The organism is Klebsiella spallanzanii, assembly GCF_902158555.1.
Lineage (GTDB): Bacteria > Pseudomonadota > Gammaproteobacteria > Enterobacterales > Enterobacteriaceae > Klebsiella > Klebsiella spallanzanii.
The window spans coordinates 619,263-640,902 of the sequence record NZ_CABGGS010000012.1 but is presented as its reverse complement, the minus strand read 5'-3'; the positions used below and the strand labels follow the sequence as shown (position 1 = coordinate 640,902).

Below are 21,640 nucleotides of genomic sequence, written 5' to 3'. Positions count from 1 at the left end.
GGTAATGTCGTGGACCATTTGCCTATATTTTGCCAATTACGCGATCGCGACTGCCTGTTGGTCGGCGGTGGCGATGTTGCTGAGCGTAAAGCTCGCCTGTTACTCGACGCGGGAGCCAGATTAACGGTCAACGCGCTGGATTTTGTGCCCCAGTTCCAGGTGTGGGCCGATTCGAATATGCTCACCCTGGTAAAAGGCGAGTTTAACCCTGCTCTGCTGGATAACTGTTGGCTGGCGATTGCTGCTACCGACAACGAAAAGGTGAATCAGCAGGTCAGTGAGTCATCAGAAGCAAGGCGAATATTTTGCAACGTGGTCGACGCACCTCAGCAGGCCAGCTTTATCATGCCGTCGATTATCGACCGTTCTCCATTGATGGTTGCCGTCTCTTCAGGCGGCACCTCACCGGTATTGGCGCGCCTGCTGCGTGAAAAGCTGGAGTCAGTTCTGCCGTTACATTTAGGCCAACTGGCCCACTACGCGGGTCAGCTACGTTCCCGGGTGAAGAAGCAGTTTGCCACCGTCGGCGAACGCCGGCGTTTCTGGGAGAAGCTTTTTGTTAACGACAGGCTGGCGCAATCTCTGGCCAACGAGGATCGCCAGGCCGTCGCGGACACCACGGAACAGCTGCTGACCGAACCGCTGGATCATCGTGGCGAAGTGGTACTGGTGGGCGCTGGCCCCGGTGATGCCGGGCTGCTAACCCTCAAGGGGTTGCAGCAAATCCAGCAGGCTGATGTCGTGGTTTATGACCGCCTGGTTTCCGACGATATTATGAACCTGGTACGCCGCGATGCCGATCGGGTCTTCGTCGGCAAACGCTCTGGCTACCACTGCGTACCGCAAGAGGAGATTAACCAGATTCTGCTACGCGAAGCCCAGAGCGGTAAACGCGTTGTGCGGCTGAAAGGCGGCGACCCGTTTATTTTTGGTCGCGGCGGCGAAGAGCTGGAAACCTTGTGCCACGCAGGCATTCCCTTCTCCGTGGTGCCGGGCATTACCGCGGCTTCTGGTTGCTCCGCCTATTCCGGCATCCCTCTGACCCATCGTGATTTTGCTCAGGGCGTACGTCTGGTTACCGGGCACCTTAAAACCGGCGGCGAGCTGGACTGGGAAAATCTGGCAGTAGAAAAGCAAACCCTGGTGTTTTATATGGGCCTGAACCAGGCTCCTGCCATCAGGGAAAAATTGATTGCTCACGGTATGGCGGCGGATATGCCCGCAGCCATCGTTGAAAACGGTACGGCAATCACGCAGAAGGTAGTCACCGGTACGTTAGAGCAGCTGGATATTCTGGCTCAGCAGATGGCCAGCCCGGCGCTGATTATCGTCGGCCGCGTGGTCGGCCTGCGCGATAAGCTGAACTGGTTCTCCAATCATTAATGACTTCGCATCCCGGCGAGTCATTTCGCCGGGATGCGAGTTACTTCACGCCCTCACAGCTTTCCTGCAATATCCTCAACACCGTTTCTTCTCCGCTGCGATTCGGGTTAATACGAATTGCATAGCGCTCGATGCCGGGGTTCGCCTCGCGAAACGTGCCTGAAAGGCGGTAAAAAAGCGGCGGGACCTCATATTTTGATTCCGCACCGACCGGATACGGCAGCGCGCCAAGCCGCTGCGCGTTGGCCAACACTTGTTCCGCAATCGGCTGATGAAACTCCACCAGCAGGACTCGGGACTGCGCGTTAGCAATAATCGCCTGCTTCACCTGCGGAACCACGCCGTGATTCAGCTGTAACAGAAGCCGTTCCGTCACCCCGGCCTGCACCGCATGCATTACCGGTGCAAACACCAGGCCGCGTAGCACCTCCAGCGCCTGCGCCCCCTGAATCTGGCTGCCGCCGGAATACATGCTGGCACGAATACGGGCAACGGCATCAGCGTTACCCACCACCGCGCCGACGCCTTCCGGACCAAACAGCTTAAAGCAGGAGAAGGTCGCCAGCGTCGCACCACACTCACAGCCGATAGCGTTCACTTTCATGACCGCATAATTATCATCCGTTAGCGTCGGCACCTGCTGTGCGTTAAGCCGGGATAGCACCTCCGCCAGCTGATAGCTATCTTCCGGGCGCTGACGTGTATGCTGCACCAGCGCTGCATCAGGCTGGGACTGAGCGATAGCCTGTGAAAGCGCAGCCAGATCGTTATAATCCACGCGGATCGTCTTCAGTCCCATCTGCTCAATAATCACCGCCGTCGTCGGATAAACCGGCGCGTCATGAATTAATAGCGTTCCGCCAGGCTTCACTAACGCGGCCAGAGCAGCACGTATCGCCCCGGTTCCGGCCCCCTGCACCAGTGCGGCGGCCTCAGCATGGAACGCCTCGGCCAGCACGGCCTCGACGCGCTGCGTGACGCGGGGCTGGTTAAGCCCCGACACCAAACCAAAGTCACCGCCGCCGAGGAAATCCGCGCCCGGAAAATGGCGACAGATAGCATCCACCAACGCGAACTGCTTATGCTGGGCTTCGACCAGCGAAAGGCTTTCCAGCGGAAAGGTCTTCATTCACTCACTCCCCGCGTTATGCCGGAATAAATAATCCGAGCCAGAACAGAATATTGAGCACAATACCGGTAATCATCACCGCCACAACCGGCGCGGCCATCTTCTGCACCGGACGACCCAGCGATTCATTGAGGAAATAGAGCGCAGCGGTGATGGTGAAGCCGGTATAGCCCGCCATTTTGATAGCGGCAAAAATAGAACCGACCAGCAGCGCCATCTCCATCAGCATATTCATCGCATTACGGATGTTATCTGACGCATTGCGCACGGAGGGGAAACGACCCAGCCATTTACCAATGGAACGCAGCAGCAGAACTTCAGCTGAAATCACAATCGCTCCCAGCAGCGCAGCAATCCACGGATTCGGCGCCAGATAGCCTACCGCATAGACGAAGGTAAAACCGGCTACCGCATAAACCCCCGTTGCCAGAGCGGTGGTGGCAATCATCGGCACAAAGCCCAGACCACGCATAAATTCCGCCAGCGCTGCCTGGTTAATCAGCGTCTGAGACTGCTCTGGCGTCACGCCAGCCGAGTAGGCTTTTTCCAGCGTAAAGATAGATACCTCGCTGCCGGCAAAAATCTTCATGCTGGCTACGGCGGCGATCAGCGCGCCGACGATCGCAATGTACGGCAAGTTTTTGATGATTCTTGACGTACGTTCTTCGAATACCGACATACCGCTGGCGTCATGGTCTTCAGTGCCGCGATTGCGAATATCCTGAGTAATGGCAATTCCCAGCAGCATGACCATACCAACGAAAATCTCAATTGACTCCGGGTTAAGATGCGGGAAATAGCGGACCACCAGAACGCGTGTAATCAAGACAACAGCGGCCGCCAGCAGGCTGCTTTTCCAGCCAAACTGATAGAAAATCGCCACCAGCGGGAACAATGCAAAAGCAGAAACCACTGGTGAACTCAGTTCTCCCAGCGAACCTAATACATCAACCGGCAGGGCCGTCAGCAGGTGATTCACCGGCAGCAAGCAGGTGAGGATCAGGATCCCCCAGACCGCGCCTAAACCAAAAGCCAGAAGGCTATTTGCCGCCAGTACGCCGAGGATATCCGTAGGCAGAAACAGCAGCCAGGCGTTCAGCAGCCCGGTTTTCAAGGTGAACGAAATCCCGACAGAGGCCACAAAGCCAATGCTCAAACCAAACGCAATGCTCCCCGCTTCCCTGCGGTTCATGTTGCCTTCAATCAACTGCGGCAGAATTGGACGAATGCCATCATGAAAAACGGCGGCTGACCGGTGCGCCAGGAGCGACGTCATCCCTGTCAGACAAGCAACCACAATGAGTTGAATATAAAGCGCCATAACAGTGCCTTTTTATTTTAAATGATTGATCAATAATGGAATCGCATGCTCAACATGCTCAACAGAAAGGCCGAATGCCACTTTCCCTTCCGCCACCATTTTCGCAATATGATCCTCTTTCGCTTTAATCCCCGGCTTGGCAATGGTGCAACTTTTATTGAAGCCGATTATGGCGATCGCAATCGAAAGCGCCGCTCCCGCACCGGTATTACACGCGCCAATGTAGTAATCCAACTGGCCGTTTTTCACCTTCATGGCCGCTTCCATGTCGTTATAGATGAACACCTCAAAACAACCTGGCGCTGTGTTCTCAATCGTTTTTTTAATCAGCTCGCGCTGTAAGCCAGCAACACCAATCTTTTTCATCTCTATGTCCTTACAGGAAAAATTGAGTAGGGTTAGTACGTAACATCACATCCACATCGGCCTGGCTGAAACCGGCCTGGTAAAGCTGGGGGACAAAATGGGTTAACAGATAGTCATAACCATTGCCGCCGTTGGCCTTCAGGTGCGAGCGGCGGGTGATATCCATTGATAACATCACGCGATTGAGCATCCCCTTCTCGCGCAGGGCGAGCAGCATAGCGATGCGTTTTGCGTCCGGGTAATAATTGTTTTTGCCAATTGTGTCGAACTGAACGTAAGCGCCGAGATCGATCATGCGCAGAATATTGTCGAGGTTATCTTTCAGATCGCAGTGGCCAATCACCACGCGGGAAAGATCGACACCCTGCTGCTTGAGCAACGCCAACTGCTCCAGGCCCATGGTGCTGAACGACGTGTGGGTTGAAATAGGCCGTCCGGTCGCGTTATGCGCAAGCGCCGCGGCGGTAAAAACTTTCGCTTCCAGATCGGTAATCACCCCTTCGCTGGAGCCAATTTCCGCGATAATCCCGGCTTTTAACGGCGTACCATCAATGCCGATTTCGATCTCATCGATCATCTCCTGCGCCAGCTCTTGCGCTGAGCGCGTCGCCACGTGTTCCGGGAAAAAAGCGTGCTGATAGTAGCCAGTACAGGCGATAACGTTGATGCCGGTATCGCGCATCAAGTCCAGCATAAATGCAGGGTTGCGCCCCATATAACGGTTGGTCATCTCAACAATATTGCGCACACCGAGGTGCATTAAATCGCGCATCTCGTGACGAATCAGCTCGTACTGATCCAAACGACAATCGATATCACCTTTAAAACCAGACAAATCGATATGTAAGTGCTCGTGTGCGTAGGTATAACCGGAGCTATCAATCATCATTGTGTATTCCTTGCGAGCGTTAAAAGCGAAAGGAAAGAGCGCCCATTTTCCGGTGCATGCGCACCAAAAAAGTCGCATACGGTCGCACCGACATCAGATAACGTGCGGCGGGTACCGAGCTGTGCAGGTGACTGTCCGGGAGACCACACCAGCAGCGGCACCTTCTCCCGCGTATGTTTACTGTGGCCTATCGTTGGGTCATTACCGTGGTCGGCCATCATCACCAGGCAATCGTCCGGGCGCATATCGGCCATCAGCAGAGCCAGCTGTTCATCAACCAGCTGCAACCTGTCGACATAGCGCTCGGCATCTTCGGCGTGACCGGCCAGATCGGTTTCCTGAATATTGGTGCAAATAAAGGCTGTTTGTCGGCGGTTAAATTCCGCCCGGGTGATCTCCATAATCTGCTGGCTATCGACCAGGTTTTCCCAGCTCACGCCGTGCGGGTTACTCACGATATCGGCGACTTTACCCACCAGTACCGTCGTCACGCCGATGTCAAAAAGCTGGGCAGGAACCTGAACTTTCTCATCAACGCCATAGCCCATATGTACAACCTGGAATCCCTGCTTATAGGCTCCTGAGCGCGGTGCGTTGATGCCGATATAACCGCCCTCTTTCTCTTCCACCGCGTCGAATATGTTCTGCGTACTGGACAGCTGGCCGCCAAAGGCGATAACTCTCCCCACCGAAACCTGTTCACGCACCGTCCTGCCGATCGCTTTCACCTGGGCAAAGCTTTTTTCACTCAGGTTGCCGGTAATGTTGTAAACCTGCCCCAGATCGGCTTCCAGGTTATCGCCCACCGCCACCGCACCATCTACCAGTAACCAAAACGGACCTTTGCCATGGCGTTCGGTCTGATGTCCGGCAGCAAGCAGAGCGGCTTCAACCTTGTCGATAACGGCATTAAACGGCATCCGCAGCGGGGTACGAGGCAGAGTCCCTAAAATTTCCTGATGCCCCATAAAAGTATCGCCGCCTTCATGCCCAAGCTCCGCGGTTCCCCACACGGCATCATCAGAGGGCTGCATAACGCCAGGCGCGAAACCAAGCGCGTTGATCAGCCCGAGCTTTTCCAGCGTTGGCAGGCGCAACGCGGGAAAGCGTTGCAAAATATGCCCGCAGGTATTCGCGCCGCTATCTTGCGGCCTCACCTGAGGGACATCGTCCATGGCGCCAACGCCAAAGCTGTCTATCACCAACACCACAAATCTCGCCATTAGTCCTCCAGAACGTTGCCAAGACTGTCGTAACGGGCAACGATTTCAGGTTTACCGCTTTGAATACCGGCAATCAGCACCACATCGCTACGGGTAACGAAAATCTGCGTGCGGAAACAGAAGATTGCCGCGCTGCCTATCGGAAACTCGCCTTCAAGGGGGAGGTAGTAGTCAATACTGCTGTCATCGACCTTATTAAGCTGCGCTTGCTGGGCGATTGACGAACCAGGTGCAAATACCAGCGCGTGTTTTGCATGACCGCGTCGGTAATAGCCGCCGCCGTAGCAATAGCTTTGCCCGGCAAAGTGATGGGAAACTTCGCTCAGCCATAACATGGCAATACGTTCCGGCTGATCTCCCTGCTGATTCGCGGGGATGGTTCCAGTCAGCGCATGTCCCGGTTCCGCGTGGGTGACGCCAAATTCCGCCAGCATCGGCAGGGAGCTGCAGCTGGTCGCCGAAGGGGCATTGAGCTGCCGGACCGACACGCCCAGGCTTTCCAGTTTGTCTCTGGCGGCGAGCAGTGAACGTAAATTCGGCGTGGGCAGAATTTTTTCCTGTTTCTCATCCCATAGCAGGCAAGGAAAATGGGTTAAACCAGCAAGCGTAATACCCGGCAGCTGACGTATGTCTGCAACTACGCTATCCAGGTCCGCCAGCGAAAAGCCGCTTTCCTGGCCGGGATAGAGAAAATCGTTTTCACCATAAACCTTGAGCATGACCGCCTGCGTCCGGCCCGCCGCTACCGCCGCCGCCGAAACTTCGCGCGCCTTCTCCAGCGAAAATAACGTGATGACCTCTGTGCCCTGCTCCACCGCTCCCGCAACCTGCGCAGAAGGGATTTGCACCAGATGTCCCTGATGAGAAACAGGTAAACCGGCACGACGCATCACCCGGCTCTCCTTGTAATCCACAACGACAATGCCCTGATATCCCAACGCCAGGAGTTTTTCCGCCAGCCAGGGATTACGCCCAAACTGTTTCGTCATCAGGTACAGACTGATCCCATATTGCTGCGCGGTTTTTAACAATTGCTTACCGTTTTCCAGCACCTGATCGACATCAATAACCCAGCTATCCGGGGCAATACGCCCTTGCTGCCAGAAGCGGAGCGTCGACGCAATCAGCGCCGGGTTCTGCCGTTGTAATGCTTTAATAAACATTTACCTGCCTCTGCTCTTGTTCCTTTCTTAAATATTCATTTTTTTGAATATTTAAGTCGCATAACGCTAATTCCCACTATCCTTTACACGGCCTGTTGTGCCGCACCCCATAGCCCATACCAGTTGGCTAGCAAATAGCCTTTTTCGTTCGCGTGCAGAGCAACATCAAACTCCTGCATCAGCGCATGGTGCAATTGATGGATATCTTCCCAACATGCTGAACCGACAATCTCAGCCATGAACTCTTCATCCAGTGGTTCAATAACTTCGCCGCGACGGCTGCGCATTAACGCATTGGCCATATGGGTCACGGCAATTTCGCCCTGCTCGCTAAACACAGGGAGATGCCACTGCTCGTCCAGTTGCCGGACAACCTGCATCATTCCACGACAAATATCCTGATCGATAATCCCTGCTTCACACAGCAGGTTGAGCCTGTTTTCCATAGTACTCGCCTCAATATTAATAGCTTGGCTCCTGTTCGCCGCTCACCACCCGCTGTTGATGAGCTAACAGCGCCTGTTTATCCACCACCGCACACAGCAGGTGCTGAATCGGGTAATCATCGCTTCTGGTCAGCACCACCGCTTCCGTTGCCAGCAAAAAACGCGGGTCGCCACTTAGCGGCTGGGCTTCCAGCCCCAGCATCGTCAGCTCATCACCTGCAGCGACGTTCCAGATAACAGCATCAATCTCACCCTTTGCAATGCGGCTCAGACTCTCGTGATAAGAGAGATAAACACGCTCCACATCGCGACCGGCAAAATAAATTTCGGTCATGATTTTCTGGTCCGGCGAGCGGTTATCAAGACCAATCCGCCGAACCTCATCAATTTCACCTTTACGGCAAATCAACTGATGCTCGCCAACATAGGTGTGTGGCCCCAAAGCCATTGCCATACTCAGGCCGCTTTGCGCTAAATAACTTTCCGCCGCCAGCCGCGAAACGACGGCCATGTCATAAACGCCGTTGAGCAAACACTCCACGCGAATATCTGCGCCGCGCATATGCGCGTAGTAAAAAGGGATGCCTTCAAACTGCGCTTTCAAACCGCTGGCCAGCCCTTCGTATAGCCGCGTGTAAGGCAGAGGCATCGCGCAAACCACGTTACTGATATCGATATGCGCCAACAGCGCTTTGTTGTCCATATCAACCAGGTAACTGCCGTTGCGGCCGCGTCGTTCGATACGAATAGCGCCCGAAGACTCCAGCGTTTTTAACGCTGCCTGAGTCAGGCCAACGGAAGAGCCGCATTCACCCGCTAGCTCATCAATCGTTTTCAGGCGGTTACCGCACTGTTCACCCAGCAGATACCGGGCCAGGGTGGTTAACGCCATGCCCTCTTTTTTTATGAATGTCCTACGCATCAATAATCTTCACTAAATTGAATATTTATATCTTCACGAAACTGAAGATAATTAACAAGGAACAAAACATCAAATCACGACAGCTATCACATATTAAAAAGCCGGATGCATTGCACCCGGCTTTGGAATACCACACGACCATCAGATGGCTTAAGGCTTAGCAACAAAACCTATCGCTTCGTAGACCGCTTTCAGGGTCACCGAGGCGCGAGCGCTGGCTTTCTCCGCCCCCTCTTTCATCACCTGATTCAGGAAGGCTTCATCCCCACGGAAACGATGATAACGCTCCTGAAGCTCGGTCAGCATGCCGGAAACAGCGTCTGCCACTTCGCCCTTCAGATGGCCATACATTTTGCCTTCGAAGTGCTGCTCCAGCTCTGGAATACTCTGGCCGGTAACGGCTGAGAGGATGTCCAGCAGGTTGGAAACGCCCGCTTTGTTCTGGATGTCATAGCGAACCACCGGCGGCTCATCGGAATCAGTGACCGCACGTTTGATTTTCTTCACGACCGATTTCGGGTCTTCCAGCAGACCGATAACGTTGTTGCGGTTATCATCTGACTTGGACATCTTTTTAGTCGGCTCCAGCAGCGACATCACGCGCGCGCCGGATTTAGGAATAAACGGCTCTGGTACTTTAAACACATCACCGTAGATAGCATTGAAGCGCTGGGCAACGTCGCGGCTCAGCTCCAGGTGCTGTTTCTGGTCTTCGCCGACCGGTACCTGATTAGTCTGATACAGCAGGATGTCGGCGGCCATCAGCACCGGATAGTCAAACAGACCGGCGTTGATGTTCTCGGCATAGCGCGATGACTTGTCTTTAAATTGGGTCATCCGGCTCAGTTCGCCGAAGTAGGTGTAGCAGTTCAGCGCCCAGCCCAGTTGCGCATGCTCCGGCACGTGAGATTGAACAAAGATGGTGCTTTTTTCTGGGTCAATACCGCATGCCAGGTACAGCGCAAGCGTATCCAGCGTAGCCTTACGCAGCTGCTGCGGATCCTGGCGAACAGTAATCGCATGCTGGTCAACGATGCAGTAAATGCAGTGATAATCGTCCTGCATGTTTACCCATTGACGCAGCGCACCCATGTAGTTGCCAATGGTCAATTCACCTGAGGGCTGTGCGCCACTAAAAACGATGGGCTTAGTCATTTTTTATTCCTGATTTTCACTGTTCGGTAGCCCGAAAGCGGGCAAGAGTTCATTAAATTGATCAAAGATATAGTCCGGCTCGCTCAGCGAAATCGGCTCGCCGTAGTTGTAGCCGTAGGTCAGACCGATTGAGCAGCAGCCAGCCGCTTTCGCCGCCTGAATATCATTGCGTGAGTCACCCACAAACAGCAGCTCTGCGGGTGCCAGCCCCAGTTTCTCCGCGACCAGAAGCAGCGGATCCGGGTGTGGTTTTTTATTTTTCACATCATCGCCGCCGATCACTACGCTAAAATATTTAGCAATATCCAACGACTCAAGAATCGGTGCGACAAACGGCGTCGGCTTATTGGTCACCAGCGCCAGCGGCAAGCCCTTTGCGTGTAGCGCGCCGAGCGTGTCGGCAACGGCCGGAAACAAAAAGCTCCCCTCTTCCGCAACTTCGGCATAATAGCGATCGAACAGCTTGCGCAAAATGGCTTGCTGTTCCGCCACTGGGATATCATCATGATCAACAGAAGGTTTACCCTGTGCGGCTCTTAGGGTCGCGCGTTCCTGGCGGGCCCAGGTCAGGGCTCTCTGCATCAGAACGTCAGCGCCGTTGCCAATCCAGGTCACAACCCTCTCTTCACCCGCAACCGGGAGCTCCAGAGCATACAGCGCGTTATCAACGGCAGCGGTCAACCCCGGGGCGCTGTCCACCAGCGTACCGTCGAGGTCAAACGCCACGCCGCGAATATTTTGTAACTTATTCATGGCTAACCTTTGCTAATTCGCTACGCATTTGATCAACCACTTTTTTATAATCCGGCTGATCGAAAATGGCCGATCCGGCAACAAACATATCCGCACCAGCGGCGGCAATCTCGGCAATATTGCTCACTTTCACGCCGCCATCCACTTCCAGACGAATGTCGTAGCCCGACTCATCAATACGACGACGAACTTCACGCAGTTTATCCAGAGTATGCGGAATAAAAGACTGACCGCCAAAACCCGGGTTCACGGACATTAGCAGAATGACGTCCAGTTTATCCATTACGTAATCGAGATAGCTCAGGGACGTGGCAGGGTTAAACACCAGACCGGCTTTACAGCCATTTTCTTTGATGAGTTGTAAAGTACGATCGACGTGTTCTGAGGCTTCCGGGTGGAAAGTAATGATGCTGGCGCCCGCAGCGGCAAAATCTGGGATGATGCGGTCAACTGGCTTAACCATCAAATGCACATCAATCGGTGCAGTGATACCGTAATTGCGCAGAGCTTTCAGCACCATCGGACCAATGGTCAGATTCGGCACGTAGTGGTTGTCCATCACGTCAAAGTGCACAACATCAGCACCCGCAGCCAACGCATTGGCGGTATCTTCACCCAGACGAGCAAAATCAGCCGACAAAATCGAAGGGGCAATCAAATACTGCTTCATCCGCATCTCCTTGAAATTTATTTGGTCTTGGGCGGACGGTACAGAGCCAGAAGCTCGTCCACCTTCTTACGTGTACCACCGTTACTGCTGATACTGCGTCGAACCTTCACGATATGCGTCTCAGCGGCATTTTTATACCACTCCTGAGTGAGCGGCGTGCGATGGTTTGAGATAAGCACGGGAATACGCTTTTTCATCAGCGATTCCGCTTTTTTCGCCAGCAGCTCCTGCTGCTCCTGGCTAAAGCTATTCGTATGATAAGCCGTAAAATTCGCCGTCGAAGAGAGCGGCGCATAGGGCGGATCGCAGTAAACAACAGAGCGATTATCTGCCCGCTTCATACAGTCTTCATAAGATTCACAATGAAACTCTGCATACTGCGCCTTCTCCGCGAAGTGATACAGCTCAGCTTCGGGAAAATAGGGCTTTTTATAACGACCAAACGGCACGTTAAACTCACCGCGCAGATTGTAGCGACACAGACCATTGTAGCCATGGCGGTTCAGATAAAGGAACAGCACCGCGCGGCGCAGCGGTTCCTGACTCTGGTTAAACTCATCACGGAACTGGTAATACCGCTCTGCAACATTGTTTTCAGGCGTGAACATCTCACGCGCCGCAGCAACGTACTCGTCGGTTTGCAGTTTGACGATGTTATACAGACTAATCAAATCACTATTGATATCAGCGAGAATATAACGAGAAAAGTCGGTATTAAGAAATACCGACCCGGCCCCCACAAAGGGTTCAATCAAGCAGTCGCCCTGCGGCAAGTGCTTTTTAATATCATCGAGCAGGGGGTATTTCCCCCCTGCCCATTTCAGAAAAGCGCGATTCTTTTTCATGCTGCCTAACTAATTACACATTCTCCGGCTGTGGAGAAAGCTCCGACAGCATCCTGCGCTTCAGACGACACAGCGGCATTATTTCAGGTCAGACTGAACCTGATGCAGCGGTTTTGCCCACGGGTTTTTCGCCTGTACATCTGCTGGCAGCGTAGCAACAGCGCGTTTCGCTTCATCTTTCGAAGCATAAATGCCGCTCACCAGAACGTACCAGGGCTGACCGTTACGCGTAGTCTCGTAGACAACGTATTTCTCCAGCTTCTCTTTCTTCGCCCAACCGTTGAGGTTGTCGTAGTTAGAAGAGCTGCTGAGCTGCAGGGTGTAGTGACCAGACGGCGCAGACTTCATTGAGCCTACATCGCCAGAACTTTTACCGGTGGCCGCTGTTGCTGCCGGAGCGGCAGTTGCAGTTGCTGCTGGAGCAGTCGTCGCTGCGGGTTGTGCCGGTTTAGTCTGCGCGGTGGCAACAGGCTTAGTCGGCTGAGCCGCTGGCGCTTTTGCCGGAGCCGTCGTCGCCACGCTTTCTACACGTTTAGGCTGTGCCGGAACCGGCTTCGGCTCGGTCGGCGCTTTCGCCGTTGCCTGCGGTTTCGGTTCGATAACCGTATGCTTACGCTCAGCCGGACGCGGCGCTGCCGCTGTCTGACGCTCTGTTGTTGCCTGGCGCGGGGCGGCACCATTGCGAACCGGAGCAACGGTAGCTGGTTCAGTCGGCAGAGTAGAATTCGCTACGGCGCTATCAATCTGGCCCTGCTGTTGGGTCAGCGCATTATTCAGGTCACCCTGAACTTCAACACGCTGCTGGCCTTGCGGTTCAGCAGGAGCCTGACCCTGAGTCGGATTAGAAGCGATTGGCGGCAGAGAAACATCCTGCGACTGCGGGCTGTTCGCCGCAGAGGCATCCTGAGCAGCAGGCTGGGCATTATTGTCCTGCTCACCGGATAAGTTAATGCTTTTCTCACCTGAAGCCGTTTGATCACCAGATGAAGAAGAAGGTGATTTCAACGCGGACCCGACGCCAACAATCAGTAGCAGAAGGACGAGAATACCCACCCCCATCATGATGTACTGGCGGGAAGCCGGTTTGGCCGGTGCCTTTTTACGCTTGCGAGGACGACGTTCAACCTGACGCTCTTCAGCATCGTCTTCGTCAGACTCTACGTCCTCTTCATATTCTTCATATTGTTCTTCATCGCGCTCACGGCGTGCTTTACTGCCGCGCGTCGGGCGACCATCGTCAGCATCATCAATATCAACATCATCAAAATTGATTTGCGGATCGGCATCACGCTCTGAAGACTGACGGGAACGACCAGTACGACGATCGCTGCGATCGGCTTTCATATCGTCTTCTGGCTTTAATTCATCCATTTAACACCCCACTAAAAGGCTTATGCTCACGACTATTGCATGTCACCCGAAATGATAACGCCGCGCGAACGCGGCCAGACCTTCTTATTGTTACGCCTGCTGAGTATCAGCAATCGCGCCAAGAACAACATCATGCGGTACTCCGCCGCGTATCTCGCTCTTCCCTATCGCGAGGGGTAGTACCAACCGCATTTCGCCTGCCAGCACTTTTTTGTCACGCATCATGTGGGGCAAATATGCTTCGGCAGACATCTCCTGCGGCCCGCTCACCGGTAAACCTGCGCGCTGCAGTAATCGAATAATTCGCTGCGTATCTTGCGCGCTAAACTGACCCAGACGCTCGGACGCATACGCCGCCATCACCATACCGGCAGCAACGGCCTCACCATGTAACCAGTTACCGTAGCCCATTTCAGCTTCGATAGCATGACCAAAAGTATGTCCAAGATTGAGTAAAGCACGTAACCCGGTTTCGCGCTCGTCGGCTGCAACAACTTCAGCTTTCAGCTCACAACAGCGACGAATGCAGTACGCCATGGCTTTTTCATCCAGCGCTATCAGTGCATCGATGTTATTTTCCAGCCAGTCGAAGAATTCGCCATCAAGAATAATGCCGTACTTAATGACCTCTGCCAGGCCTGAAGAGAGTTCACGCGTTGGTAGCGTTTTAAGGCAGTTGAGATCGACAACGACAGAAACTGGCTGCCAGAAAGCGCCAATCATGTTTTTGCCGAGGGGGTGGTTGACGGCTGTTTTACCGCCGACCGAAGAATCCACCTGCGACAAGAGGGTGGTAGGAACCTGGATAAAGCGCACACCACGCTGATAGCTGGCCGCGGCAAACCCGGTTAAATCACCGATCACCCCACCGCCGAGCGCCACTAAGGTAGTGTCCCGGCCGTGTGGTTTTTGCAACAGAGCGGTAAAAACGGTATCCATCACCGTCAGGCTTTTATACTGCTCGCCGTCGGGAAGAATCACGCTGTCGACGTTCACTCCCGCTTGCTCAAGTACGGAGCGAACGGTATCCAGATAAAGCGGTGCCAGCGTTTCGTTGGTGACCAGCATAACCTGGTCGCCCGACTTCAGTGGCAGGAAGGAAGCTGGATCGTTAAACAAACCAGCCGCGATGGTAATCGGGTAACTACGTTCCCCGAGGGTTACAGTAAGCCTCTCCATAACGCGACGTCCACCTCAGTTGCTTTTACTCTAACGCACTTTATTAAGCCAGAATCAATTGCTTTCCAGCATATGAATAATCTGGTTTGCTACCACTTTCGCACTTTGATCGTCGGTGCGGATAGTGACATCAGCAATCTCTTCGTACAGTGGATTGCGTTCATCTGCCAACGCTTCCAGAACTTCGCGAGGCGGCGCATCAACTTGTAACAAAGGACGCTTTTTATCGCGCTGCGTACGGGCAAGCTGCTTTTCGATAGTTGTTTCCAGGTAGACCACCACGCCGCGGGCGGAGAGACGGTTACGCGTTTCACGGGATTTTACAGAGCCACCGCCGGTTGCCAGCACGATTCCCTGTTTTTCCGTCAACTCATTGATGATTTTTTCTTCACGGTCGCGGAAGCCGTCTTCGCCTTCAACATCAAAGACCCAACCCACATCTGCGCCGGTACGTTTCTCAATTTCTTGATCGGAATCGTAAAATTCCATGTTGAGCTGTTGGGCTAACTGGCGCCCAATAGTGCTTTTGCCGGCACCCATAGGCCCAACCAGAAAGATATTGCGTTTCTCTGCCATTTTTTCGGTACTACTAAGACTATTCGTTAATGATAAACCCGCTTCGCAAACACCCAGCGCAGCAGGACATGAACTGAAACCTCATATGCAATAGAGCGAGAGTCAGACTAAAAATTATCTCAATACTCCGGCTGGTTTGGCAACAGAATAAATCACCGGACAAGAAAGGGAGGATTGATGTCGTACCCGACTCTCAAATCGGTACCCCTTGTATGCTAAATCCGTCCTCACGTCAAACACCTGAAACGTGTTTAGCATGAAAAACTCGCTTAATGCACTGCCAGAATACGTGGGGTAATGAAGACGACCAGTTCACGCCGTTCGTTATCTTTGCCATCGCGGCGAAACAGCTGGCCAAGCCAGGGGATGTCGCTAAGTAAAGGAATACCATCGCGAGAGGATTTATTTTTCTGCGAAAAGATACCGCCTAAGGCCAGGGTCTCGCCGCTTTTCACTTCGACCAGCGTTTCAATTTCTTGTTTATCAATCGCCAGAACTTCGCCGTTTTCTTGTTTCAGTACCTGACCCGGCGTATTTTCGCTGATCCTGAGCTTTAACCGTACGCGATCCTGTTGTAATACGGTGGGCGTGACCTCCATCCCCAGCACCGCCTCTTTAAACTCAACCGAAGTCGCACCGCTTTCACCGCTGGAGACCTGATAAGGGATTTCGCTTCCCTGCTTGATGCTGGCAGGCTGCATATGAGAGGCCAGCAACCGCGGGCTGGCAATAATCTCAACCTGCTGCTTTTGTTCAAGCGCAGAAAGTTCCAGCTCTAATAGCCGCCCGTTAATCCGCCCAATGTTAAAACCGGCTCGCGTACTGGCGTCCCCTACCGCCAGGTTGCTGCTTAACGTAGTAAACTTACCAGACCCCGGTGGGCTGCTGGCTTCCGCAAGACTCCATTTAACGCCCAGTTCACGCAGGCTGGTTTCGCTCATAGAGACAATATGCGCCGCCAGTTCGACCTGGCCGACGGGGATATCCATTTCAAGGGCCCATGCTTTTAACGCTGGAAGATGTTGGGCATCATCCCGAATGAGCAAGCGGTTGGTGCGCTTATCAACGGTCAGATATCCGCGAGGGCTTAATAATTTTGCCCCGGCTTTGACCAAATCCTCGGCATCAGCATAACGCAAGGCCACGCTATGCCCCTGTAAAGGAAGACTCTGCAGACGCCTGGCGCTTTCCGCCTCAAGCTGTACCTGCCGCGCATTTTGCCAGGCCTGAGTGTGGACATACAGCACGGAACCTTGTTGGCTCAACACCAGACCGGCGCTGTCGATAACCGAACGCAGCGCCTGCTGCCAGGGAACCGCCTTCAAATGGAGAGACACCGTTCCGCTGACGTCCGGAGCCACTACGAGATTTTTCTGTTTTAACTCCGCCAGCGTTTGCAGCACCTGAGCCACCGGCGCATCATCGACGACCAGCGACACGGGAAGATCTTTTTTTGCCGCCGCGACTATCAGGGGCAGCAGCAGAAACAGCAGGCTTATCCATCGCATCATTTTTCATTCCCTCTCGCTGCCAGACCCATCGCACGGGTTCACACCCCGGGCCGGTCGTTATTGCCATTTTCTCTGCTGTCAAATGCGTAACCCGCCAGTTCGTTGGCAGGGTTTCATCTACTCTCACGCGACGCCACTTCCCGACGCTATCCTGTAAGAGACCAATAAGCGCCAAAGGCTCGCCGATAGCCCCACCATAGCGCCATTGACTAAGCTGCGCTGTCCGACAACTATCCACCGCTGGCTGGAACGGATCGCGTTCTTTAGCCAGCAGCGGGAGCGAAAACAGCAGTAAACACCAACATTTACGGTGCATCTTCAGCCTCCAGTTGTAGGGACAGCTGTAGCGCCTGCTTTTCCGGGCGTAGCGTGAATGCAGTAGCCACCATCCCGCAGCGGGCCAGCCAGGAAAACAGCGCAGGTACTGCTTGCCAGTCGACCTCCAGTTGCATCTCACCCCCACGTCCCACCGGCCGCCAGGCGATAAGCGACGCCCCCGCAACGGGAAGATCAACAGGAGAGAAAATCTGGGGCTGTGCTTCTATACCGACGTCCTGTAGCGTGGCACGCAGCGGTAAAAGCTTTCGCCACTGCTCCTGTATACGCGCCGAGCGGCTATCCTGGACCTGTAACGGCTGCGGCTGTAACCCTATCCAGAATCCGGCAATGAGAATCAGAGCGACAGGCGGCACGAACAGGCTTTTGCGCTCAGTCAGCCAGCGTTCAAGGTGTTCCCGCATTTTCACCCTCTCCAGTCATAGAAAAGCGAAACAACCAGCGCCCTTCACTATCGCGATGCGTTTCGCCCGACTTTGCCGGATGAAAACCATGAATACTTTCCAGTGCTTTCTCCAGTACAACTAACCCTTTAAGATTGAACGTTAGCCCACTCAGCAGCAGAGCATTTTGCCGGTATTCCAGATGGGTTAACCATGCCTGTTCCGGCAAGCGCGCCGCTATCTCCTGCAGCCTTGGCTGCCAGGCGGCGGTTTTCTCTCGCCGCAGCTGGCGTTGACGTCGCTGTTCCTGTTGCTGTAGCTGTTGGCGCATTACGTGTTCACGCTGCTGAAATGCGCTATAAAGCTGGCTATCAGCACCGATCCATAAGGTTTCAAGCGTGTCAGTCATCCGCTTGTGGAGCCTTGATGCGAGCAGCATCGCAAGCAGAATAAGCAGAACCCCGCCAGTCAGCAGCAGCCCCGTCCGTAGGCGCTTCCGTCGTCGCGTTTCGCGCCAGGGAAGAAAATTGACGATCTGGCTCATGGCTGACATGCTCCTATCGCCAGACCCAGGGCCACGGTAAAACTATCGCCACAGGCCGGGAGCGGAGGCTGCAGGCGATGAATGACGCTCCAGGCATCAAAGCTCTGCCCGTCTGGCGATTCAGAAGCGCAGAGACGAAACGCTCCGGCGTTAACTTGTGAAACCATGCCAGGAAAAGAGGGATTTTCGCTGCATAAACAACTTCCCCAGCTATCGGCGGTTGCCCACAGCCAGCTATCTTCATCACGCCACGCAAGCCCCTGAATTTCAGCAGGTAGCCAGGGAAGAAAGGCGCTAAGTGCGCTGGCATCCGGAACAATCCCTACGACCCTAAGCTTGAGGCGGCTTGCCAGATGGCGCAGCACGTTAACGTCTAATCGCTGCGCTGCGGTAACCCGCCAGCCATCTGCCGCTCCGGTTGCCAAATAATCAACACATAATGAAGAAGCAGGCATTTCCAGTTGCTGTGCCATCGCGCTGGCTATCCACGTCGCCTGCTCGCTTTCTCGTAGCGAAATCTGCGGACGCGGTAGCCGTTTTTGCAATGTTCGGGCTGCGGGGAAGGCGATACAAATCTGATGTTGCAAAGGTAGCTCACGCCGCCAACTTTGCAGCTTACTGACCAGCGCGTCAGCATCCACCACCATTCCGTGCCGCACAATGCCGGGCATTAATGGGATACGCCACCAGCGGCGTAGCGCCCAGCGTGAACGTTCATGCAACAGCGCAACAATAGCAATATGGTCCTGCTGGATATGCATCCCTATGCGCCAGTTTCTAAAAGCCATGCCTACGATCTCCTTATCCACCAATATGCTTCGCTATATCAATGCACCAGGCTTGCCTTTATACTACTGCGCGTTTGTTTATAAACTGCCCAATGAAAACTAAATGAGAAATCTCCGGTGAAGTTCGTAAAGTATCTTTTTATCCTTGCAGTCTGTTGCGTACTGCTGGGAGCAGGCTCGATTTTTGGTCTCTATAAATATATAGAGCCGCAGCTCCCTGACGTCGCGACCCTGAAGGATGTGCGCCTGCAAATCCCAATGCAGGTCTACAGCGCGGATGGCGAGCTGATCGCGCAATACGGCGAAAAACGTCGTATTCCCGTCACGCTACAGCAAATGCCTCCTGAGCTGATAAAAGCGTTTATCGCCACCGAAGACAGCCGTTTTTATGAGCATCATGGCGTTGACCCGGTCGGGATTTTCCGCGCCGCCAGCGTCGCGATGTTCTCCGGACACGCCTCTCAGGGCGCCAGTACCATCACTCAGCAGCTAGCACGTAACTTTTTTCTGAGTCCTGAGAAGACGCTGATGCGTAAGGTAAAAGAGGCTTTCCTCGCGATCCGCATTGAGCAGTTGCTTAATAAAGATGAAATCCTTGAGCTCTACCTGAACAAAATCTATCTCGGCTACCGTGCCTATGGCGTCGGCGCGGCTGCACAGGTCTATTTTGGTAAATCCGTCGACCAGTTGACGCTGAGCGAAATGGCGGTGATTGCGGGCTTGCCTAAAGCACCGTCAACGTTTAACCCGCTCTATTCAATGGATCGCGCAACCGCCCGCCGCAACGTGGTTCTTTCACGTATGCTGAGCGAAGGCTACATCACTCAGTCGCAGTACGATCAGGCGCGTAGCCAGACGATTGACGCAAGCTACCATACGCCAGAAATTGCCTTCTCATCCCCATACCTCAGCGAAATGGTGCGTCAGGAAATGGTCAGCCGCTACGGCGAGCAGGCTTATGAAGACGGTTATCGCGTCTACACCACCATCACCCGTAAAAATCAGCAGTCAGCCCAGCAGGCGGTACGTGACAACGTGCTGGATTACGATATGCGCCACGGCTATCGCGGCCCGGCCGGCGTGCTGTGGAAAGTGGGCGAGACACCGTGGGATAACCAGAAAATTATTGCTGCGCTGAAAAAGATACTGGGCTCTGGCCCTCTCTCCCCGGCGGTCATCACTTCAGCCAGCCCGCAGGAAGCCGTCGCCCTGTTGAGCAACGGCACCTCCGTCTCGCTGAACATGGAAGGCATCCGCTGGGCGCGGCGGTTTATCTCTGATACTCAGCAGGGCGCCACGCCGCGTAAAGTGAACGATGTTGTTCAGACCGGGCAACAGGTCTGGGTTCGCCAGGTAGGTAACAGCTGGTGGCTGTCGCAGGTACCGGATGTCAACTCAGCGCTGGTATCGATCAACCCGCAAAATGGCGCAATCATTGCGCTGGTCGGCGGTTTCGATTTCAACCAAAGCAAGTTCAACCGCGCAACTCAGGCACTGCGCCAGGTCGGCTCTAACATTAAGCCGTTCCTTTACACCGCTGCGATGGATAAAGGCCTAACGTTGGCGAGCATGCTCAACGATGTCCCGATTTCACGGTGGGATGCGGGTTCCGGCTCCGACTGGCGGCCAAAAAACTCGCCGCCGCAGTATGCTGGTCCTATCCGCTTGCGTCAGGGACTAGGCCAATCGAAGAACGTTGTGATGGTTCGCGCTATGCGCGCGATGGGTGTGGATTACGCGGCAGAATATCTCCAGCGCTTCGGCTTCCCGGCACAAAACATCGTGCGGACCGAATCACTGGCGCTGGGTTCAGCGTCCTTCACACCGCTCCAGGTTGCTCGCGGCTATTCGGTGATGGCTAACGGCGGCTTCCTGATTAGCCCTTATTTCATCAGCAAAATCGAGAACGATCAGGGCGGCGTTATTTTCGAAGAACGGCCAAAAATTGCCTGTCCGCAGTGCAATATCCCGGTAATTTATGGCGACACGCCGAAGTCTGATGTGCTGGAGAATAAAGATGTTGAGGACGTAGCCACCTCACAGGAGCCGCAAAACGCCAGCGTTCCTCCGCAACCACAGCTTGAGCAGGCTAACCAATCCCTGGTTGCGCAGAGCGGTACCCCGGAATATGCGCCGCACGTGATTAACACGCCGCTGGCCTTCCTGATTAAAAGCGCTCTGAACACCAATATCTTTGGCGAACCCGGCTGGATGGGTACCGGCTGGCGTGCGGGTCGCGACCTGCAGCGTCACGATATCGGCGGTAAGACAGGGACCACCAACAGCTCGAAAGATGCATGGTTCTCCGGCTATGGTCCCGGCGTGGTGACGTCAGTATGGATTGGCTTTGATGACCATCGTCGCGATCTGGGCCGTACCACCGCCTCCGGCGCCATTAAAGATCAGATATCGGGCTACGAAGGCGGCGCAAAAAGCGCCCAGCCGGCCTGGGATGACTTTATGAAAAGAGTACTGGAAGGCGTACCGGAAGAGCCGCTAACGCCGCCGCCGGGTATCGTTACGGTTAATATCGACCGCAGCACCGGTCAGTTAGCCAGCGGCGGTAACAGCCGCGCTGAGTACTTTATCGATGGCACTCAGCCTACCCAGCAGGCGGTTCATGAGGTCGGCACCACCCTCACCGATGGCGGGGGCGAGACCCACGAACTGTTCTGATGAAAAAAGCG

22 protein-coding genes are annotated in these 21,640 nt (G+C 54.3%); 2 read left to right on the top strand and 20 right to left on the bottom strand.

The window, feature by feature from the left end; translation table 11 throughout:
- The first annotated feature begins 9 nt into the window (after positions 1-9).
- Entirely contained in the window at positions 10-1,383 is a 1,374-nt protein-coding gene (gene cysG / locus FN082_RS14120; RefSeq protein ID WP_139538973.1) for a siroheme synthase CysG, read from the top strand.
- A 40-nt stretch (positions 1,384-1,423) separates the two neighbouring features.
- Here the strand turns inward: cysG and FN082_RS14115 are convergent, their stop codons facing one another.
- From FN082_RS14115 to FN082_RS14020, 20 genes are all read right to left on the bottom strand, one after another.
- Complete coding sequence (locus FN082_RS14115) at positions 1,424-2,512, bottom strand: aminotransferase class I/II-fold pyridoxal phosphate-dependent enzyme (protein WP_142465377.1); 1,089 nt, start codon at positions 2,510-2,512, stop codon at positions 1,424-1,426.
- A gap of 16 nt (positions 2,513-2,528) precedes the next feature.
- Positions 2,529-3,833 carry a YhfT family protein gene (locus FN082_RS14110; RefSeq protein ID WP_142465378.1) on the bottom strand — a complete coding sequence of 435 codons (1,305 nt, stop codon included), beginning with the start codon at positions 3,831-3,833 and terminating at the stop codon, positions 2,529-2,531.
- A gap of 12 nt (positions 3,834-3,845) precedes the next feature.
- Positions 3,846-4,199, bottom strand: a complete 354-nt coding sequence (locus tag FN082_RS14105) for a DUF2620 domain-containing protein (protein WP_139538976.1) — start codon at positions 4,197-4,199, stop codon at positions 3,846-3,848.
- Positions 4,200-4,209: 10 nt separating this feature from the next.
- Complete coding sequence (locus tag FN082_RS14100) at positions 4,210-5,088, bottom strand: phosphotriesterase-related protein (RefSeq protein WP_139538977.1); 879 nt, start codon at positions 5,086-5,088, stop codon at positions 4,210-4,212.
- A complete protein-coding gene (locus FN082_RS14095) occupies positions 5,085-6,311 on the bottom strand; it encodes a phosphopentomutase (protein WP_139538978.1) in 1,227 nt (408 codons plus the stop codon). The genes FN082_RS14100 and FN082_RS14095 overlap by 4 nt, the downstream gene beginning before the upstream one ends.
- Positions 6,311-7,474 carry a YhfX family PLP-dependent enzyme gene (locus tag FN082_RS14090; RefSeq protein ID WP_142981809.1) on the bottom strand — a complete coding sequence of 388 codons (1,164 nt, stop codon included), beginning with the start codon at positions 7,472-7,474 and terminating at the stop codon, positions 6,311-6,313. Before FN082_RS14090 ends, FN082_RS14095 begins: the two co-directional genes overlap by 1 nt.
- Before the next feature lie 83 nt (positions 7,475-7,557).
- Positions 7,558-7,920, bottom strand: coding sequence for a PRD domain-containing protein (locus FN082_RS14085; protein ID WP_139538980.1), 363 nt, complete (start codon positions 7,918-7,920; stop codon positions 7,558-7,560).
- A gap of 16 nt (positions 7,921-7,936) precedes the next feature.
- Positions 7,937-8,842 (bottom strand): GntR family transcriptional regulator YhfZ, encoded by a 906-nt coding sequence (gene yhfZ, locus FN082_RS14080; RefSeq protein ID WP_139538981.1) that lies wholly within the window; start codon positions 8,840-8,842, stop codon positions 7,937-7,939.
- A 150-nt stretch (positions 8,843-8,992) separates the two neighbouring features.
- Entirely contained in the window at positions 8,993-9,997 is a 1,005-nt protein-coding gene (gene trpS, locus FN082_RS14075; RefSeq protein WP_139538982.1) for a tryptophan--tRNA ligase, read from the bottom strand.
- A 3-nt stretch (positions 9,998-10,000) separates the two neighbouring features.
- Entirely contained in the window at positions 10,001-10,750 is a 750-nt protein-coding gene (gph, locus tag FN082_RS14070; protein ID WP_142465381.1) for a phosphoglycolate phosphatase, read from the bottom strand.
- Positions 10,743-11,420 (bottom strand): ribulose-phosphate 3-epimerase, encoded by a 678-nt coding sequence (gene rpe / locus FN082_RS14065; RefSeq protein ID WP_139538984.1) that lies wholly within the window; start codon positions 11,418-11,420, stop codon positions 10,743-10,745. The genes gph and rpe overlap by 8 nt, the downstream gene beginning before the upstream one ends.
- A gap of 17 nt (positions 11,421-11,437) precedes the next feature.
- Positions 11,438-12,265 carry an adenine-specific DNA-methyltransferase gene (gene dam / locus FN082_RS14060; protein WP_139538985.1) on the bottom strand — a complete coding sequence of 276 codons (828 nt, stop codon included), beginning with the start codon at positions 12,263-12,265 and terminating at the stop codon, positions 11,438-11,440.
- A gap of 78 nt (positions 12,266-12,343) precedes the next feature.
- Positions 12,344-13,636: a cell division protein DamX gene (gene damX, locus FN082_RS14055; protein WP_142463654.1), complete on the bottom strand. Its 1,293-nt coding sequence runs from the start codon at positions 13,634-13,636 to the stop codon at positions 12,344-12,346.
- A gap of 90 nt (positions 13,637-13,726) precedes the next feature.
- Positions 13,727-14,815, bottom strand: a complete 1,089-nt coding sequence (gene aroB, locus FN082_RS14050) for a 3-dehydroquinate synthase (protein ID WP_142981808.1) — start codon at positions 14,813-14,815, stop codon at positions 13,727-13,729.
- Between the two features lie 54 nt (positions 14,816-14,869).
- On the bottom strand, positions 14,870-15,391 hold the full coding sequence (gene aroK, locus FN082_RS14045) for a shikimate kinase AroK (protein ID WP_004106441.1): 522 nt from the start codon (positions 15,389-15,391) through the stop codon (positions 14,870-14,872).
- 269 nt (positions 15,392-15,660) lie between these two features.
- Positions 15,661-16,902 carry a DNA uptake porin HofQ gene (gene hofQ / locus FN082_RS14040; RefSeq protein ID WP_142465383.1) on the bottom strand — a complete coding sequence of 414 codons (1,242 nt, stop codon included), beginning with the start codon at positions 16,900-16,902 and terminating at the stop codon, positions 15,661-15,663.
- Complete coding sequence (locus FN082_RS14035; RefSeq protein WP_139538989.1) at positions 16,811-17,218, bottom strand: HofP DNA utilization family protein; 408 nt, start codon at positions 17,216-17,218, stop codon at positions 16,811-16,813. The genes hofQ and FN082_RS14035 overlap by 92 nt, the downstream gene beginning before the upstream one ends.
- On the bottom strand, positions 17,208-17,642 hold the full coding sequence (locus FN082_RS14030) for a HofO family protein (RefSeq protein ID WP_139538990.1): 435 nt from the start codon (positions 17,640-17,642) through the stop codon (positions 17,208-17,210). Before FN082_RS14030 ends, FN082_RS14035 begins: the two co-directional genes overlap by 11 nt.
- Entirely contained in the window at positions 17,626-18,165 is a 540-nt protein-coding gene (locus tag FN082_RS14025) for a PilN domain-containing protein (RefSeq protein WP_142981807.1), read from the bottom strand. The genes FN082_RS14030 and FN082_RS14025 overlap by 17 nt, the downstream gene beginning before the upstream one ends.
- Positions 18,162-18,953 carry a type IV pilus biogenesis protein PilM gene (locus tag FN082_RS14020; RefSeq protein ID WP_139538992.1) on the bottom strand — a complete coding sequence of 264 codons (792 nt, stop codon included), beginning with the start codon at positions 18,951-18,953 and terminating at the stop codon, positions 18,162-18,164. The genes FN082_RS14025 and FN082_RS14020 overlap by 4 nt, the downstream gene beginning before the upstream one ends.
- A gap of 117 nt (positions 18,954-19,070) precedes the next feature.
- On the opposite strand from FN082_RS14020, the gene mrcA reads away from it, so the two are divergent.
- A complete protein-coding gene (gene mrcA / locus FN082_RS14015) occupies positions 19,071-21,629 on the top strand; it encodes a peptidoglycan glycosyltransferase/peptidoglycan DD-transpeptidase MrcA (protein ID WP_142981806.1) in 2,559 nt (852 codons plus the stop codon).
- The last annotated feature ends 11 nt before the right edge of the window (positions 21,630-21,640 follow it).

Coding starts and splice junctions, on each gene's coding strand:
- FN082_RS14115 (WP_142465377.1), bottom strand. CDS start 2,512: ATGAAGACCTTTCCGCTGGAAAGCCTTTCGCTGGTCGAAGCCCAGCAT.
- FN082_RS14110 (WP_142465378.1), bottom strand. CDS start 3,833: ATGGCGCTTTATATTCAACTCATTGTGGTTGCTTGTCTGACAGGGATG.
- FN082_RS14105 (WP_139538976.1), bottom strand. CDS start 4,199: ATGAAAAAGATTGGTGTTGCTGGCTTACAGCGCGAGCTGATTAAAAAA.
- FN082_RS14100 (WP_139538977.1), bottom strand. CDS start 5,088: ATGATGATTGATAGCTCCGGTTATACCTACGCACACGAGCACTTACAT.
- FN082_RS14095 (WP_139538978.1), bottom strand. CDS start 6,311: ATGGCGAGATTTGTGGTGTTGGTGATAGACAGCTTTGGCGTTGGCGCC.
- FN082_RS14090 (WP_142981809.1), bottom strand. CDS start 7,474: ATGTTTATTAAAGCATTACAACGGCAGAACCCGGCGCTGATTGCGTCG.
- FN082_RS14085 (WP_139538980.1), bottom strand. CDS start 7,920: ATGGAAAACAGGCTCAACCTGCTGTGTGAAGCAGGGATTATCGATCAG.
- yhfZ (WP_139538981.1), bottom strand. CDS start 8,842: ATGCGTAGGACATTCATAAAAAAAGAGGGCATGGCGTTAACCACCCTG.
- trpS (WP_139538982.1), bottom strand. CDS start 9,997: ATGACTAAGCCCATCGTTTTTAGTGGCGCACAGCCCTCAGGTGAATTG.
- gph (WP_142465381.1), bottom strand. CDS start 10,750: ATGAATAAGTTACAAAATATTCGCGGCGTGGCGTTTGACCTCGACGGT.
- rpe (WP_139538984.1), bottom strand. CDS start 11,420: ATGAAGCAGTATTTGATTGCCCCTTCGATTTTGTCGGCTGATTTTGCT.
- dam (WP_139538985.1), bottom strand. CDS start 12,265: ATGAAAAAGAATCGCGCTTTTCTGAAATGGGCAGGGGGGAAATACCCC.
- damX (WP_142463654.1), bottom strand. CDS start 13,636: ATGGATGAATTAAAGCCAGAAGACGATATGAAAGCCGATCGCAGCGAT.
- aroB (WP_142981808.1), bottom strand. CDS start 14,815: ATGGAGAGGCTTACTGTAACCCTCGGGGAACGTAGTTACCCGATTACC.
- aroK (WP_004106441.1), bottom strand. CDS start 15,391: ATGGCAGAGAAACGCAATATCTTTCTGGTTGGGCCTATGGGTGCCGGC.
- hofQ (WP_142465383.1), bottom strand. CDS start 16,902: ATGATGCGATGGATAAGCCTGCTGTTTCTGCTGCTGCCCCTGATAGTC.
- FN082_RS14035 (WP_139538989.1), bottom strand. CDS start 17,218: ATGCACCGTAAATGTTGGTGTTTACTGCTGTTTTCGCTCCCGCTGCTG.
- FN082_RS14030 (WP_139538990.1), bottom strand. CDS start 17,642: ATGCGGGAACACCTTGAACGCTGGCTGACTGAGCGCAAAAGCCTGTTC.
- FN082_RS14025 (WP_142981807.1), bottom strand. CDS start 18,165: ATGAGCCAGATCGTCAATTTTCTTCCCTGGCGCGAAACGCGACGACGG.
- FN082_RS14020 (WP_139538992.1), bottom strand. CDS start 18,953: ATGGCTTTTAGAAACTGGCGCATAGGGATGCATATCCAGCAGGACCAT.